We start from the raw sequence: 13,825 nt of genomic DNA on the forward strand, positions 1-13,825 counted from the left end.
GGAGCATCAGTGCGCGGTCCAGCCGCCGTCGACGGGGAGGCTGGCGCCGGTGATGTAGGAGGCGTGCGGGGAGCAGAGCCAGAGGGCGAGCTGGGCCACCTCGTCGGGTTCGATGAGCCGCTTCACGGCGGTGCGGTCGAGCATGATCTGCTCCACCACCTCGTCCTCGCGGATGCCGTGCGCCAGCGCCTGGCCGGCGATCTGGCGCTCCACCAGCGGGGTGCGGACGTAGCCGGGGTTGATGCAGTTGCTGGTGACGCCGTACGGCGCGCCCTCCAGGGCGACCGTCTTGCTCAGCCCCTCCAGCGCGTGCTTGGCGGTCACGTAGGCCGACTTGAAGGCGCTGGCGCGCAGGCCGTGGACGGAGGAGATGTTGACCACCCGCCCCCAGTCCCGCTCGTACATGTGCGGCAGGGTGCGGCGCAGGATGCGGAACGGGGCCTCGACCATCACCCGCTGGATCAGGGTGAAGCGTTCCAGCGGGAACTCGTGCAGGGGTGCCACGTGCTGGAGGCCGGCGTTGTTGACCACGATGTCGGCGTCGTCCGGCAGGCCCTCGACCGCCTCCGGGTCCGAGAGGTCCGCGACGTGGGCGACGCCGCCGATCCGCTCGGCGAGCTCCCGGGCCGGGGCGGCCGAGAGGTCGACGACGTAGACCCGGGCGCCGGCCTCGGCGAAGGCCTCCGCGCAGGCCCGGCCGATGCCCGAGGCGGCCCCGGTGACCAGGGCCGTACGGCCGTCGAGCGGGCGGGCTGAAGTGGTGTCCATGGCCGAGAACGGTAGGAATCCTGCGGCCCGGCTCCTATGTGGTGGGGGCCTACAGCACTCCGGTGAACCATGGCGGTCATCACTACGACCATCGATCGGCGGTTCGGCCACCTGGAGCCAAACCCATCCTGTCCGGGCTTCCCCACAATGGGCGCCGATGCTTCACCCGTTCGGAGGATTGCTCGGCCAGAACCACCCATAGCGCCCGAATGCTCGCTACATTCGCGCCGATTCCCGACAGGGGGCGCCGCCACGGGCAGCCGAAGTGCTGGTGGAGCCGGTGCGGCGTCCGAGAGGTGTTGACTGACTATGCCCCAACGGCCTGCAACCGACAGCCCGGCGTACGGACCGCTCGACCCGCTCGACCAGCACCGAGGTCCGGTCGGCCGGGCCATTCCGGACGCCCCCGACGCCCCGACCGCCGACGAGTTGCGAGTGCCCGCGCAGATCACGTCCGTCACGCCCGAACGGCACCAGGGCGCTGCCGCCGCCCGCGACGACTCTGCCGCGCCCGCACCCGCACCGCCCCCGCCCACGGCCGGCCACTCCGGCCCGGGTCCGCAGAACGGCCAGCTGGCCGCACTGATCGAGGAGGCCGGGTTCTCGCACGCCGGCCTGGCCCGCCGGGTCGACCAGCTCGGCCTGGAGCACGGCCTCGACCTGCGGTACGACAAGACCTCCGTCACCCGCTGGCTCCGCGGCCAGCAGCCGCGCGGCGCCACCCCGGCCCTGATCGCCGAGGTCTTCACGCGTCGGCTCGGCCGCCGCCTCACCGCCCAGGACCTCGGCCTGGACGCCTGCGCCCCGGTCTACGCGGGCCTGGAGTTCGCCGAGACTCCGCAGGAGGCGGTGGACATCGTGGCGAGCATGTGGCGCAAGGACAACGGCCCGCAGTCCGAGCTGCGCCGGATCGCCTTCACCCCGGCCGGGCTGGTCGTCCCCAGCCGGGACTGGCTGATCGGCCGGACGGACGAGCGCGTCGCCCGGGACGGCTCCACCCTGCCCCGCCCGGACGCCCCCGGCGCACCGTCCGCCGCCGCGCCCGGTGCGCCCGCCGCACCCCCGGTGCGCGGCCCGGCCCCGGCCTCCGGTGCGCCCTCCTCCCGGGCCTCCGCCCCGCCCTCGGCCGCGGGGCAGGCGGCGTCGACCGCGCTCGGCCGGGTGCCGAGCCAGAGCCGGCGCCCGCCCGTCGCCGTCGAGCCGCCGTACACCGACCCGGCCCGTGAGCAGCGGCCGGCGCTGCGGGTCGGCCGGGGCGACATCGCCGCCATCCGCGCCGTCGGGGACCTCTTCCGCGCGCTGGACCACGCCTACGGGGGCGGCCACGCCCGCCAGGCGCTGGTCCGCTACCTGGAGAGCGAGGCCGAGCCGATGCTGCGCGGCCGGTACGGCGAGCAGATCGGCCGGGCGCTGTTCGGCGCGGTGGCCGACCTGACCAGGCTGGCCGGCTGGACGTCCTTCGACATCGCCGCGCACGGCCTGGCCCAGCGCTACTTCGTCCAGGCGCTGCGGCTCTCCCAGGCCGCGGGGGACCGCGCGCTCGGCGGCTACGTCCTGGTGACGATGAGCCAGCAGGCGGTGCACCTCGGCCACGGCCGGGAGGCCGTCCAGCTGGCCCGGGTCGCCCAGCAGGGTGTCGGCACCGCCGTACCGCCCACCGTGCAGGCGCTGTTGCACGCCGCCGAGGCGCGCGGGCACGGCCTGCTCGGCGACGTCCGGGCCTGCACCACCGCGCTGGTCCGCTCCGAGCGGTCGCTGGCAGCGGCCCGGGCCGGCGACGAACTGCCCTCCTGGGCCAGGTACTTCGACGAGGCTCAGCTCTCCGACGAGTTCGCCCACTGCTACCGGGACCTCCAGCAGTGGCGGACGTCCGCCCAGCACGCCGAGAAGTCGCTGCGGCTGCGCTCGCCCGCCTACGCCCGGAGCCGGATCTTCTGCCGGATGGTGCTGGCCACCGCCCGGCTCGGCATGGGCGACCTCGACGAGGCGTGCGCCATGGCCACCGACGCCCTGCGCGCGGCCGGCGAGATGCGCTCGGCCCGCTCGTTGGAGTACGTCCGGGACTTCCACCGCCGGCTCACCCCGTACCGCGGCAGCCCGGTGGCCCGAGCCTTCGAGGAGACGGCCCGCCAGGCGGGGGTGATCTGAAACCTCGACCACCCGCTCCCGGCGTGCACCCGCGGTCGGTCGCCCTCGGCGCCCGGCGGGCGGACGCCGCCGAGCGGCCCCTGCGCCGGGAGCGGGAGGACCAGCACCGGCAGCGGGAACAGCAGCGCCGGCAGCGGGAAGAGCAGCGCCGGGTGGATGCCCGCGCCGACCAGCGCCGCCGCGGTGGACGAGGGCAGGTGCCCGGCGTCCACCGCGACGGGGCCGGCCCCGAAGGGCCCCGTGACCCGCCCCGTCCCGGTCCGCGTCAGGCCGCCGCCTCCGCCTCGCGGGCGCCGGTCGGCACTCCCAGGTCGCGCACCACGGCCTGCGCCGCCCGCCGGCCCGAGACCAGCGCACCCTGGGCGGTGCTGGTGTCCCGGTGGTCCCCGCAGACGTACAGCCCGGCCAGCAGCCGCACCGGGCGCCGGTGGTTGTGCGGCGGCGGCATGGCCGGTACCGCGTCGGGGACGTGGCGCACGCTCAGGAACTGCCACTCCTTGGTCGGCGCGCCGTACAGCTCCGCCAGCCGCGCGCGCACCGCCGGTTCCAGCGCGGCCGGGCCGCCGGCGTCGAACGAGCGCCGTCCGAGCACCGTGGTGGCGACCAGCGCCTGCCCGGCCGGGGCGTACGAGGGGTGCAGCTCGCTGAGCACCACCGAGTGCGAGACCAGCGGCGGCCGCCCGCCCGGACGGTCGCCGTCCAGCAGCAGGACGGCCTCGCCGATCGGGGCCCGGTCGGCCGCGTGGTAGAAGGTCGTGACGGGGTGGAAGTCCGGCAGCCGCAGGCCCGGCAGCAGCCCGGCGGCGGACCGCGCGCCGGTCGCCACCACCACGGCCTGCGCGCCGATCCGCCCGTGCCCGGCGGTCTCCACGCCGTCGGCCGCGATCGAGGTGACCTGCACCCCGGTGCGCACCGTCCCGGCGGGCAGCGCGGCGGCCAGCTGGGTCGGCACGGCCGCTATGCCGCCGGCGGGCAGACAGAGCCGGCCGCGTGCGTAGCTGCGCAGCACCAGGTCGGCGATCCGGCTGGAGGTGCCCAGGGCCGGGTCGCTGAGCAGGGCGGCGAGCAGCGGCCGCAGGAAGCCGTCGACGATGCGCGGGGCGAGGCCGCGTTCGGTGAGCGCACGGGCGGCTGTGGTCTCCGGCCGGGCCTGGAGCCGGCCGGCCGGGGTGGCGGCCAGCCTGCTGAGCCAGCTGCCCAGCCGGGCCTTGTCCAGCGGATTGCCCAGCGGGGCCCGGGTGGCGGCCTGCCGGGCGGTGGTCAGCTGCGGGTCTCCGGCGCGGTAGCGGCGGCCGCCGCCGTGCACGAGTACGCCGGGCGCGAGCGGGCGCAGTTCGAGGCGGTCCAGGTCGAGGACGCGGCGCAGCTCCGGGTAGGCGGTGTTGAGCAGTTGGCTGCCGTGGTCGAGCCGGAAACCGTCCAGTTCGCGGGTGGCCATCCGGCCGCCGACGCGGTCCGTGGTCTCCAGGACGTGGACGGTCAGTCCGTGGCCGGTCAGTACGCGGGCGGCGGCCAGGCCCGCGAGTCCGGCGCCCACCACGACGACGTCCGGGTCGGACTGTCGGCGGGCGCGGCGAGTGAAGTCGTACGTGGGCACTGGCGTGCTCCCTCCCTGGTCCCGGAGCTTCGGCCGACGCAGGCAGCGGGGTGCCGGGACACGGTCCGACGATGTGATGCCCAGTCAGTGTGAGCGTCAGACAAGCGCATCGGGCCGTATCCGGCGCCGGGGAGGGTTCGGCCGCACGGGATGGCGGCGCCGTCACGGACTGTGGCCCAAGGGGCCGGGTTCGGGGGTCTGCGGGCGCGCACGGTCACCGGGGGCGTGCGGCGCGCCCACTTCGTGCTCCCGTGCGCCCCCTGCCGGAGCCCCGACCGCCCCCCGCTCGGCATATGCCCCTGGCCGGCGTCGCCGCCGGAGCGGGCGTACGCGGGCCTGCGGCACCCGCGCGGACGGCGACCCGCCCCGGACGCGGCTCGCGGGCACGACGCAGCCCGCCCCGGACGCGGCTCGCCGCCACTACGCGACGCGTCCCCTCGGCACCACGCGACGCGAGCCGCCGCAGGAGCGCTACAGCGCCGCCCGCACCGCCGAGTCCACGTCCGGGTGCTCGAAGCGGAATCCCGCCTCCAGCAGCCGCTTCGGCACCACCCGGTGGCTGCCCACCACCTCGATCGCCAGCTCGCCCAGCACCGCCTTCAGCACCGGCGTCGGCACCGGGAACGGCGTCGGCCGGTTCAGCGCCCTCCCCAGCGCCGCCGTCAGCTCGCCGTTGGTCACCGGCTCCGGCGCGCTGAGGTTGAACGCGCCGCTCAGGTCGTCCCGGTCGATCAGGAACCGCAGCGCCGCGACCTCGTCCGCCAGCGAGATGAAGCTCCAGTACTGCCGGCCGTCGCCGAGCCGCCCGCCGAGGCCCAGCTTGAAGAGCGGGAAGAGCCGCCCGCCGGCCCCGCCCTTGGCGGAGAGCACCATCCCGGTGCGCGGGTGGACCACCCGGATCCCGGCGCGCTCGGCCGGCCGGGCCGCGGCCTCCCACTCGACGCAGACCTCGGCCAGGAAGTCGTCCCCGGCGGGGGAGTCCTCGTCGATCACCGCATCCCCGGTCTGCCCGTACCGGCCGACCGCGGAGGCGCTGACGAAGACCCGCGGGGGCTCCTTCAGCTCGGCCAGCGCGACGGCCAGCGTCTCGGTGCCGAGCACCCGGCTCTCCCGGATATCCCGCTTGTAGGCGTCCGTCCACCGGCGGTCGCCGACCCCGGACCCCGCCAGGTGGACCACCGCCTCGACCCCGGCGAGCCCGTCCCGGTCGACCTGCCCGAGCAGCGGGTTCCAGCCGATCGCCGTCGTCCCGTCCGGTTGCGGGCCGGTCCGGGAGCGGTGCCGGACCAGCCGGACCACCTCGTGGCCGTCCGCCAGCAGGGAGCGGACGAGTGCCGAGCCGATCAATCCCGTGGAGCCTGTGACCGCGATTCGCATGGGGTCATCCTCGCAGTTTCCGGGGGCCGGAACTCCGTGTACAGGCCGGGGGTCGCTGATTAGCATGACGCCCATGCACGACGAAGATCTGATCATCCGCCCCGCTCGGCCCGAGGACGAGAAGGAGCTGTCGGAGCTCAATCGCGCGGCCTGGTCCTGGCTGAGCGACGTCGCCCCGCAGCCGCCCGAGGGGGACGTGGTGTTCGACGAGCGCCACACCCCGGACCAGTTCCTGCTGGCGCTGCTCGGCGGCCGGGTCGTCGGCTACGTCCGGGTGGTCCCGCCCACCCCGCTGGCCAGCAACCGGCACGTGCGTCAGATCCAGGGGCTGGCGGTCGACGCCTCGGCCCGCGGCCGGGGCCTCGGCCGGGCGCTGGTCGAGGCCGCCTGCACGGCCGCCCGGGAGCAGGGCGCCCGCCGGATCACCCTGCGCGTGCTCGGGCACAACGCCCCGGCCCGGCGCCTCTACGAGGCCTGCGGCTTCGTCGTCGAGGGTTCGCTCACCGAGGAGTTCCTCATCGACGGCCGGTACGTGGACGACATCTGGATGGCCCGCCCGCTCGCGGCCTGAACCGCCCGCCCCGCGCCGCCCGCCCTGCGCCGCCCGCCCCGCGCCGCCCGCCCCGCGCCGTCCGCCCTGCGCCGCCCGCCCCGCGCCGCCCGCCCCGCGCCGTCCGCCCGGGGTCGCTCGCACCCTCGGCACCCTCCGTCCCGCCGGTGCCGGACCCCCTGACGACCCGTCGGATTTCGTGTCCGGCCGGTAGCAGAGTCGTGACATACCCAACCTGTCTGGAGTAGCGCCACGCCGGGTACCGTACGGCCGTGAGCAACTCGACGCCTCCCGGGTGGTACCCGGTACCGGGTGCGGACGGCACAGCCGGTCATGAGCGCTGGTGGGACGGCACCGCCTGGACCAGCGACGTCCGCCCCGTCCAGGCGGGCGGCGGCGGGCTCGCCGACGCCCCGACACAGGTCTCCTGGCAGACCCCCCAGCAGGCGGCCCCCGCCCAGCCGCCCGCGTACGGCTACGGCGCCCCGCAGCAGGGCGCGCCCGGGTACGGCTACCCGGCACAGAACCAGCCCGCCTACGGCTACCCGCAGGGCGGCTACCCGCCGCCCCCGCAGCCCGGGCGGACCAAACCCGGCGTGGTGATCGGCATCGTGGCCGGGGTGCTGGTCGTGGTCGGCGTGGTGGCCGCGATCGCGCTCAACAGCGGTGGCGACACTCCGCGGGCGGACCCGACGCCGGTGCCGACGGTCACCGTCACGGACAGCCCGACCGCCAGCCCGACCAAGCGCACGCCCACCCCGACGCCGACGCCCACGCCGAGCCTGCCGCCGGTGCCGGTGATCAAGGACACCGCCGCCGACACCCAGCACTCCATCACCGTGCCGATATTCCAGGGCTGGGACGCGCAGACCGACACCACGCACTCGACGGTCTTCCTGGGCAGCGGCCGCTACACCTGCCCGACCGGCGGCTCCTGCATCCGCGGCCAGTTCTCGATCGAGAAGGACACCATCTCCGGCACGTCCGCCCGGGCCGCCGCCGAGGCGGCGATGCCCACCTACGCGGGGGCGGTCTTCACCGGGATCACCTCGCACACCGACGCCGGCTCCTCCAACACCACGGTGGCGGGCGTCTCCGGGTACGCGGTGCGCTGGCACATCACCACCTCGGACGGCACCAAGGGTTACGTGCTGATGGTGGCCGTCCCGGCCAAGGGCGGCGGCTACGTGGCCTTCGAGGGCGGCGTGGACGACGCGGCGGGCGCGCCCGACCCCGGCGTCCTCGACCAGATCCTCAAGGGCATCAAGCAGGACGGCACCGCCTCCGGCTCGGGTGCCTGAGACGGAGGCGCCGCCGTGGCCCGGGCCGCACAGCGTTGTCGGCTGCGGTGCCCGTGGCCCCGCCCGTGGCCCGGTGCTCGCGGCTCAGGCCGGTGCCCGCGGCCCGGTGCCGGCGGCTCAGGCCGGTGCCCGCGGCCCCGCCCGTGGCCCGGTGCCGGCGGCTCAGTCCCCGTAACGCTCCCAGAGCTTGGGGAACCGTTTCGCCATCGCGTCCGGGTCGTCGAAGTCCAGGGAGGCACCCGACGGCCGCGCGGGCTGCCGCTCGCCCACCTCGGGCAGCGGCAGCCCGGTCAGCTGCTCGTACGCCTCGTCGGCGGCGTAGCCGAGGTCCTCGGCCTCGCCGTCCTCCTCCTCGTCGAAGTCCGGGAGCAGGTCGGCCAGGTCGTCCGGCTCGTGGAGCCCGCCCTCGAACACGTCCCGGCCCTGGCCGATCAGCCAGCAGCGGAAGTAGTCGAAGCTGTCCTCCGAGGCGCCGTCCAGCAGCAGGTACGCTGCGGCCCAGAGGTCGGTGCGGTAGGCGCGCTGGAACCGCGCCTCGAAGAGCCGGGCGAAGTCGATGACGTCGTCCGGGGTCAGTTGGACGAGCCGCTCCACCAGCCGTTCCGCCTGCTCGTCCGGGTCGCCCTCGGCGGCCTCCCGGGTGTCGTCGATGATCTGCCAGAAGTCGGTCTCGTCCATCACCGCTCCAGCATCCCCGTTCGCCCGCGCCCGCGCATGTGATGGGCCCGCGAAACGCCCGTTCTTCCGATGCCCGGCCCCGTTCGTCCGATACCCGGCCTCCTCCGTCCGCTCCGGGAACGCGGAACCCCGCGCCGTCCGGGGACGACGCGGGGTTCCGGAGTTCCGCCGGAGGGGCCTTACAGGCCGAGCTCGACCTCGAACTCGCCGGCCTCCAGGATCTCCTTGACGGCCACCAGGTAGCGGGCGGCGTCGGCGCCGTCCACCAGGCGGTGGTCGTAGGAGAGCGACAGGTAGGTCATGTCGCGGATGCCGATGGCGGTGCCACCCTCGGCCTCGATGACGACCGGGCGCTTGACGGTCGCGCCGATGCCCAGGATGGCGACCTGGTTCGGCGGCACGATGACGGTGTCGAACAGCGCACCGCGCGAGCCGGTGTTGCTGATGGTGAAGGTGGCGCCGGACAGCTCGTCCGGGGTGATCTTGTTGCCGCGCACCTTGCTGGCCAGCTCCGCGGTCTTCTTGGAGATGCCGGCGATGTTGAGGTCGCCCGCACCCTTGATGACCGGGGTCATCAGACCCTTCTCGGAGTCCACCGCGATACCGATGTTCTCGGTGTCGAAGTAGGTGATGGTGCCCTCGGCCTCGTTGATCCGGGCGTTGACGACCGGGTTGGTCTTCAGCGCCTGGGCCGCGGCCTTGACGAAGAACGGCATCGGGGACAGCTTCACGCCCTCGCGGGCGAGGAAGGCGTCCTTGGCCTTGCCGCGCAGCGACATGATCTTGGTGACGTCCACCTCGACCACGCTGGTCAGCTGGGCCTGCTCGTGCAGGGCCTTCAGCATGTTGTCGCCGATGACCTTGCGCATGCGGGTCATCTTGACCGTCTCGCCGCGCAGCGGGGACGCAGCGGCAGCGGCCTTCGGCGCGGCGGCCGGGGCGGCGACGGGGGCCGGCGCGGCCTTGGCGGCCTCGGCGGCGGCGATGACGTCCTGCTTGCGGATCCGGCCGCCGACACCGGTGCCGGTGACGGAGGCCAGGGCGACGCCCTGCTCGGCGGCGAGCTTGCGCACCAGCGGGGTGACATAGGCGTCACCGCTGTCGGCCACCGGGGCGGCCGGCGCGACCGGAGCCGGGGCGGCGACGGGGGCCGGAGCGGCAACCGGAGCCGGGGCGGCCGGGGCAACCGGAGCGGCAACCGGAGCCGGGGCGGCCGGGGCAACCGGAGCGGCGACCGGGGCAGCCGGGGCAACGGGGGCCGGAGCCGCCGGAGCCGGGGCAGCGGCCGGAGCCGGAGCGGCAGCCGGGGCCGGGGCCGGGGCGGCGACGGCACCGGCGGCGCCGATCAGCGCGAGCTGGGCGCCGACCTCGGCGCTCTCGTCCTCGCCGACCAGGATCTTCACCAGGGTGCCGGCGACCGGCGACGGGATCTCGGTGTCGACCTTGTCGGTGGAGACCTCGAGCAGCGGCTCGTCGACCTCGACGGTGTCACCCTCGGCCTTCAGCCAGCGGGTGACGGTGCCCTCGGTGACGGACTCGCCCAACGCGGGCAGCAGCACCGGGGTGGCGTCGCCGGCCGGAGCGGCGGGCGCGGCCGGGGCCTCGGCGACCGGGGCGGCGGGCGCCTCCACGACCGGGGCCGGAGCGGCGACCGGAGCCGGGGCGGCCTCGGCGGCGGGGGCCGGAGCGGCGACCGGGGCGCCGGAGCCGTCGTCGATGACCGCCAGCTCGGCGCCCACCTCGACGGTCTCGTCCTCGCCGACCTTGATCGAGGCCAGGATGCCCGAGGCCGGGGCCGGGATCTCGGTGTCGACCTTGTCGGTGGAGACCTCGAGCAGCGGCTCGTCGACCTCCACGCGCTCACCCTCGGCCTTCAGCCAACGGGTGACGGTGCCCTCGGAAACGCTCTCGCCCAGCGCGGGCAGTGTTACTGAGACCGCCATGGTTTCAGCGACTCCTATCAAGTCTTGCGTACTGGAATGGGGGAAGGTGGGGCGCGATCAGTCGTGCGCGTGCAGCGGCTTGCCGGCCAGCGCCAGGTGCGCCTCGCCCAGGGCCTCGGACTGGGTCGGGTGCGCGTGGATGAGCTGCGCGACCTCGGCCGGCAGCGCCTCCCAGTTGTAGATCAGCTGAGCTTCGCCGACCTGCTCGCCCATGCGGGCGCCGACCATGTGGACGCCGACCACGGCGCCGTCCTTGACCTGGACGAGCTTGATCTCGCCGGCGGTCTTCAGGATCTTGCTCTTGCCGTTGCCGGCCAGGTTGTACTTGAGGGTGACGACCTTCTCCTTGCCGTACAGCTCGACGGCCTTCGCCTCGGAGATGCCGACGGAGGCGACCTCGGGGTTGGAGTAGGTCACGCGCGGGACGCCGTCGTAGTCGATCGGCACGGCCTTCAGGCCGGCCAGGCGCTCGGCCACCAGGATGCCCTCGGCGAAGCCGACGTGGGCCAGCTGCAGGGTCGGGGCGAGGTCGCCGACGGCGGAGATCGTGGGCACGTTGGTGCGCATGTACTCGTCGACGAGGACGTAGCCGCGGTCCATCACGACGCCGTTCTCCTCGTAGCCGAGGCCGGCCGAGACCGGGCCGCGGCCGATGGCGACGAGCAGCAGGTCGGCGTCGATCTGCTTGCCGTTCTCGGTCGAGACGCGCACACCGGTCTCGGTGTACTCGACGCCGGAGAAGCGGGCCTTCAGCTCGAACTTGATGCCGCGCTTGCGGAACGCGCGCTCCAGCAGCTTGGAGGAGTTCTCGTCCTCCAGCGGGACGAGGTGCGGCAGCGCCTCGACGATGGTGACCTCGACGCCGAAGGACTTCCAGACCGAGGCGAACTCGACGCCGATCACGCCGCCGCCGAGGATGACGGCCGACTTCGGGATGCGGTCGAGCTTGAGCGCGTGGTCGGAGGAGATCACGCGGTCGCCGTCGATGGTCAGACCCGGCAGCGACTTCGGCACGGAGCCGGTGGCCAGGACGATGTGGCGGCCCTCGATGCGCTGGCCGTTGACGTCCACCGAGGTCTGCGAGGAGAGCTTGCCCTCGCCCTGGATGAAGGTCACCTTGCGCGAGGCCACCAGGCCCTGCAGGCCCTTGTACAGGCCGGCGACGACGTCGTCCTTGTACTTGTGGACGCCGTTGATGTCGATGCCCTGGAAGGTGGCCAGAACGCCGAACTCGGCGGCCTCCTTCGTCTCGTCCGCGATCTCGGCGGCGTGCAGCAGCGCCTTGGTCGGGATGCAGCCGCGGTGCAGGCAGGTGCCGCCCAGCTCACCCTTCTCGACCAGGGCGACGCTCAGGCCCAGCTGAGCGGCGCGGAGCGCCGCGGCGTAACCGCCGCTTCCGCCTCCGAGAATGACTACGTCGAAAACGGTGCTGGCGTCGTTCGCCACGTCACGTCCTCCATGCAATGGGGTGGGTCGCCGGGCCGGTCGCGGTCCGGTGGGTCGGAAGCCTTTGTGGGGCGCCCAGTCGTGCCGGAAATACATCTTCGCACTTGTTCACGGCGGCTGATGTCCGGGTCCACCCCGGGGGTGTCCCACAGGGCGGTCACCGGGGTGGGAATACCCCCGACAGAAGGGCATCATCGCAGGTCAGGGCGGGGTTGACAGCGGCGTGAACGGTGCTTCGGGCGGTCTGCCGGCGGGCCGGTTCCGCACAGTGGAACAAAGTTTCGCCCGCAGCGAACAAGGGTGCGGGGTGGGGCTTCGTTCCTTACCCGCAGGTAACAGCGGTGCGGGCGGCCGGACGCCCGTGGGCGCGCCCGGAAAGCCGGACGGGGTCCGGCGCACCCGCGCCGGACCCCGTCCGCTCCGAACCTCCGGATCAGGCCTTGCTGCCCGCCGCGGTCTGCTCGGCGAAGCGGACCAGGGTGCGCACCGCGCTCGCGGTGCCGCCCTTGGGGGTGTAGCCGAACGGCGCGCCCTCGTGGAAGGCCGGGCCGGCGACGTCCAGGTGGGCCCAGTCGATGCCCTCGGCCACGAACTCCTTCAGGAACAGACCGGCCACCAGGCCGCCGCCCATCCGCTCGCCCATGTTGGCCAGGTCGGCGATGGTCGACTCGGTCATGCCCTTGCGCAGCTCGGCCGGCAGCGGCATCGGCCAGGACTGCTCGCCGACCTCGCCCGCGACGGTGTGCAGCGTCTCGCGCAGCTCGTCGTTGTTGGCCATCACGCCGAAGGTGCGGTTGCCCAGCGCCAGCACCATCGCGCCGGTCAGCGTCGCGACGTCGACGATCACGTCCGGCTTCTCCTCGCCGGCCCGCACGATGGCGTCGGCGAGCACCAGACGGCCCTCGGCGTCGGTGTTCAGCACCTCGACGGTCGTGCCGCCGTACATCTTCAGCACGTCGCCCGGGCGGGTGGCCGAGCCGGACGGCATGTTCTCCGCCAGCGCCAGCCAGGCGGTGACGTTGACGGCCAGGCCGAGCCGCTTGGCGGCGACCACGGCGGCGAAGACGGCAGCAGCGCCGGCCATGTCGCACTTCATGGTCTCGTTGTGGCCGGCCGGCTTCAGCGAGATGCCGCCCGAGTCGTAGGTGATGCCCTTGCCGACGAACGCCAGGGTGGCCTTGGCCTTCGGGTGGGTGTAGGCCACCTTCACCAGTCGCGGCGGGTTGACCGAGCCGTTGCCGACGCCCAGCAGGCCGCCGAAGCCGCCCTTGAGCAGCGCCTTCTCGTCCAGCACCTCGACCTTGAGGCCGTGCTCCTTGCCGGCCGCCTGGGCGATCGCGGCGAAGCCCTTCGGGTTCAGGTCGTTGGGGGCGGTGTTGACCAGGTCGCGGGCCCGGTTCATCTCCTCGCCGACGACCAGGGCGCGCTCGACGGCGGCCTTGGCGTCCTTGCTGCCCTTGCGGGCGGCCAGCAGGACGAGCTCGCCGACCGGCTCCTTGCCGTTGCCGTTGCCCTTGTAGGTGCCGAAGGCGTAGGAGCCGAGCAGGCCGCCCAGCGCGACCGCCTCGACCTCGTCGGCCGACTCGGCCGGCAGCGCCAGCGCGGCCTTCTTGCAGCCGGCCAGGGCGCGGGCGGCGACACCGGCGGCGCGGCGCAGCGCCTCCAGCCCGTAGCCGCCGTCGGCGGCCTCGCCGAGGCCGACCGCGAGCACGAGCGCGGCCTTCAGGCCGGCGGGGGAGGGCACCTTGACGGTCTCGCCCTCGGCGCCGGTCGCGCCCAGGGTGCTGAGGACCTCGGCCAGCTTGCCCTCGAACGCCTCGCTCACGGCCTCGGCGCCGGGGGCCAGCACAATGCCCTTCGGGCCCTTCGCGACACCGATCACCAAGGCGTCCGCGCGCAGCGAGGCGGCGGAGGAGGTGCTCACAGACAATGCAGTCACGTAATGCGTCCTGTTCTTTCGCGGTCCACGACCGGTCGCGGCGCGGCTGCCGCACCGGCGCAGCCAGCCGCCGCCGCG

The 13,825-nt window shown here is 74.4% G+C and carries 10 protein-coding genes; 3 read left to right on the plus strand and 7 right to left on the minus strand.

Annotation, left to right across the window (positions count from 1 at the left end; translation table 11 throughout):
• Window positions 1–6 precede the first annotated feature (6 nt).
• Window positions 7–768, minus strand: a complete 762-nt coding sequence (locus OG286_RS28035; protein ID WP_396319459.1) for a 3-hydroxybutyrate dehydrogenase — start codon at window positions 766–768, stop codon at window positions 7–9.
• Window positions 769–1,077: 309 nt separating this feature from the next.
• Here OG286_RS28035 and OG286_RS28040 point away from each other — a divergent pair, with 309 nt between their 5' ends.
• Window positions 1,078–2,916: a regulator gene (locus OG286_RS28040; protein WP_396319458.1), complete on the plus strand. Its 1,839-nt coding sequence runs from the start codon at window positions 1,078–1,080 to the stop codon at window positions 2,914–2,916.
• Between the two features lie 265 nt (window positions 2,917–3,181).
• On the opposite strand, the gene OG286_RS28045 is transcribed toward OG286_RS28040, so the two are convergent.
• Together OG286_RS28045 and OG286_RS28050 are read right to left on the minus strand one after the other, a co-directional pair.
• The gene (locus OG286_RS28045) at window positions 3,182–4,513 is read right to left on the minus strand and encodes an NAD(P)/FAD-dependent oxidoreductase (protein WP_396319457.1); all 1,332 of its coding nucleotides are present in this window, start codon (window positions 4,511–4,513) and stop codon (window positions 3,182–3,184) included.
• Between the two features lie 471 nt (window positions 4,514–4,984).
• Window positions 4,985–5,890: a TIGR01777 family oxidoreductase gene (locus tag OG286_RS28050; RefSeq protein WP_396319456.1), complete on the minus strand. Its 906-nt coding sequence runs from the start codon at window positions 5,888–5,890 to the stop codon at window positions 4,985–4,987.
• A gap of 73 nt (window positions 5,891–5,963) precedes the next feature.
• On the opposite strand from OG286_RS28050, the gene OG286_RS28055 reads away from it, so the two are divergent.
• A complete protein-coding gene (locus OG286_RS28055) occupies window positions 5,964–6,461 on the plus strand; it encodes a GNAT family N-acetyltransferase (RefSeq protein ID WP_396319455.1) in 498 nt (165 codons plus the stop codon).
• Window positions 6,462–6,712: 251 nt separating this feature from the next.
• The gene (locus tag OG286_RS28060) at window positions 6,713–7,741 is read left to right on the plus strand and encodes a DUF2510 domain-containing protein (RefSeq protein WP_396319454.1); all 1,029 of its coding nucleotides are present in this window, start codon (window positions 6,713–6,715) and stop codon (window positions 7,739–7,741) included.
• 162 nt (window positions 7,742–7,903) lie between these two features.
• Here the strand turns inward: OG286_RS28060 and OG286_RS28065 are convergent, their stop codons facing one another.
• The 4 genes from OG286_RS28065 to OG286_RS28080 all read right to left on the minus strand — a co-directional run bounded on the left by OG286_RS28065 (window position 7,904) and on the right by OG286_RS28080 (window position 13,747).
• The gene (locus OG286_RS28065; RefSeq protein WP_396319453.1) at window positions 7,904–8,419 is read right to left on the minus strand and encodes a DUF4240 domain-containing protein; all 516 of its coding nucleotides are present in this window, start codon (window positions 8,417–8,419) and stop codon (window positions 7,904–7,906) included.
• A gap of 179 nt (window positions 8,420–8,598) precedes the next feature.
• On the minus strand, window positions 8,599–10,362 hold the full coding sequence (sucB, locus tag OG286_RS28070) for a 2-oxoglutarate dehydrogenase, E2 component, dihydrolipoamide succinyltransferase (protein ID WP_405359606.1): 1,764 nt from the start codon (window positions 10,360–10,362) through the stop codon (window positions 8,599–8,601).
• 57 nt (window positions 10,363–10,419) lie between these two features.
• Window positions 10,420–11,808 (minus strand): dihydrolipoyl dehydrogenase, encoded by a 1,389-nt coding sequence (lpdA, locus tag OG286_RS28075; RefSeq protein WP_396319451.1) that lies wholly within the window; start codon window positions 11,806–11,808, stop codon window positions 10,420–10,422.
• A gap of 433 nt (window positions 11,809–12,241) precedes the next feature.
• Window positions 12,242–13,747 carry a leucyl aminopeptidase gene (locus OG286_RS28080; protein WP_396319450.1) on the minus strand — a complete coding sequence of 502 codons (1,506 nt, stop codon included), beginning with the start codon at window positions 13,745–13,747 and terminating at the stop codon, window positions 12,242–12,244.
• Between the last annotated feature and the right edge of the window lie 78 nt (window positions 13,748–13,825).

The organism is Kitasatospora sp. NBC_00039 (genome assembly GCF_045160625.1).
Lineage (GTDB): Bacteria > Actinomycetota > Actinomycetes > Streptomycetales > Streptomycetaceae > Kitasatospora.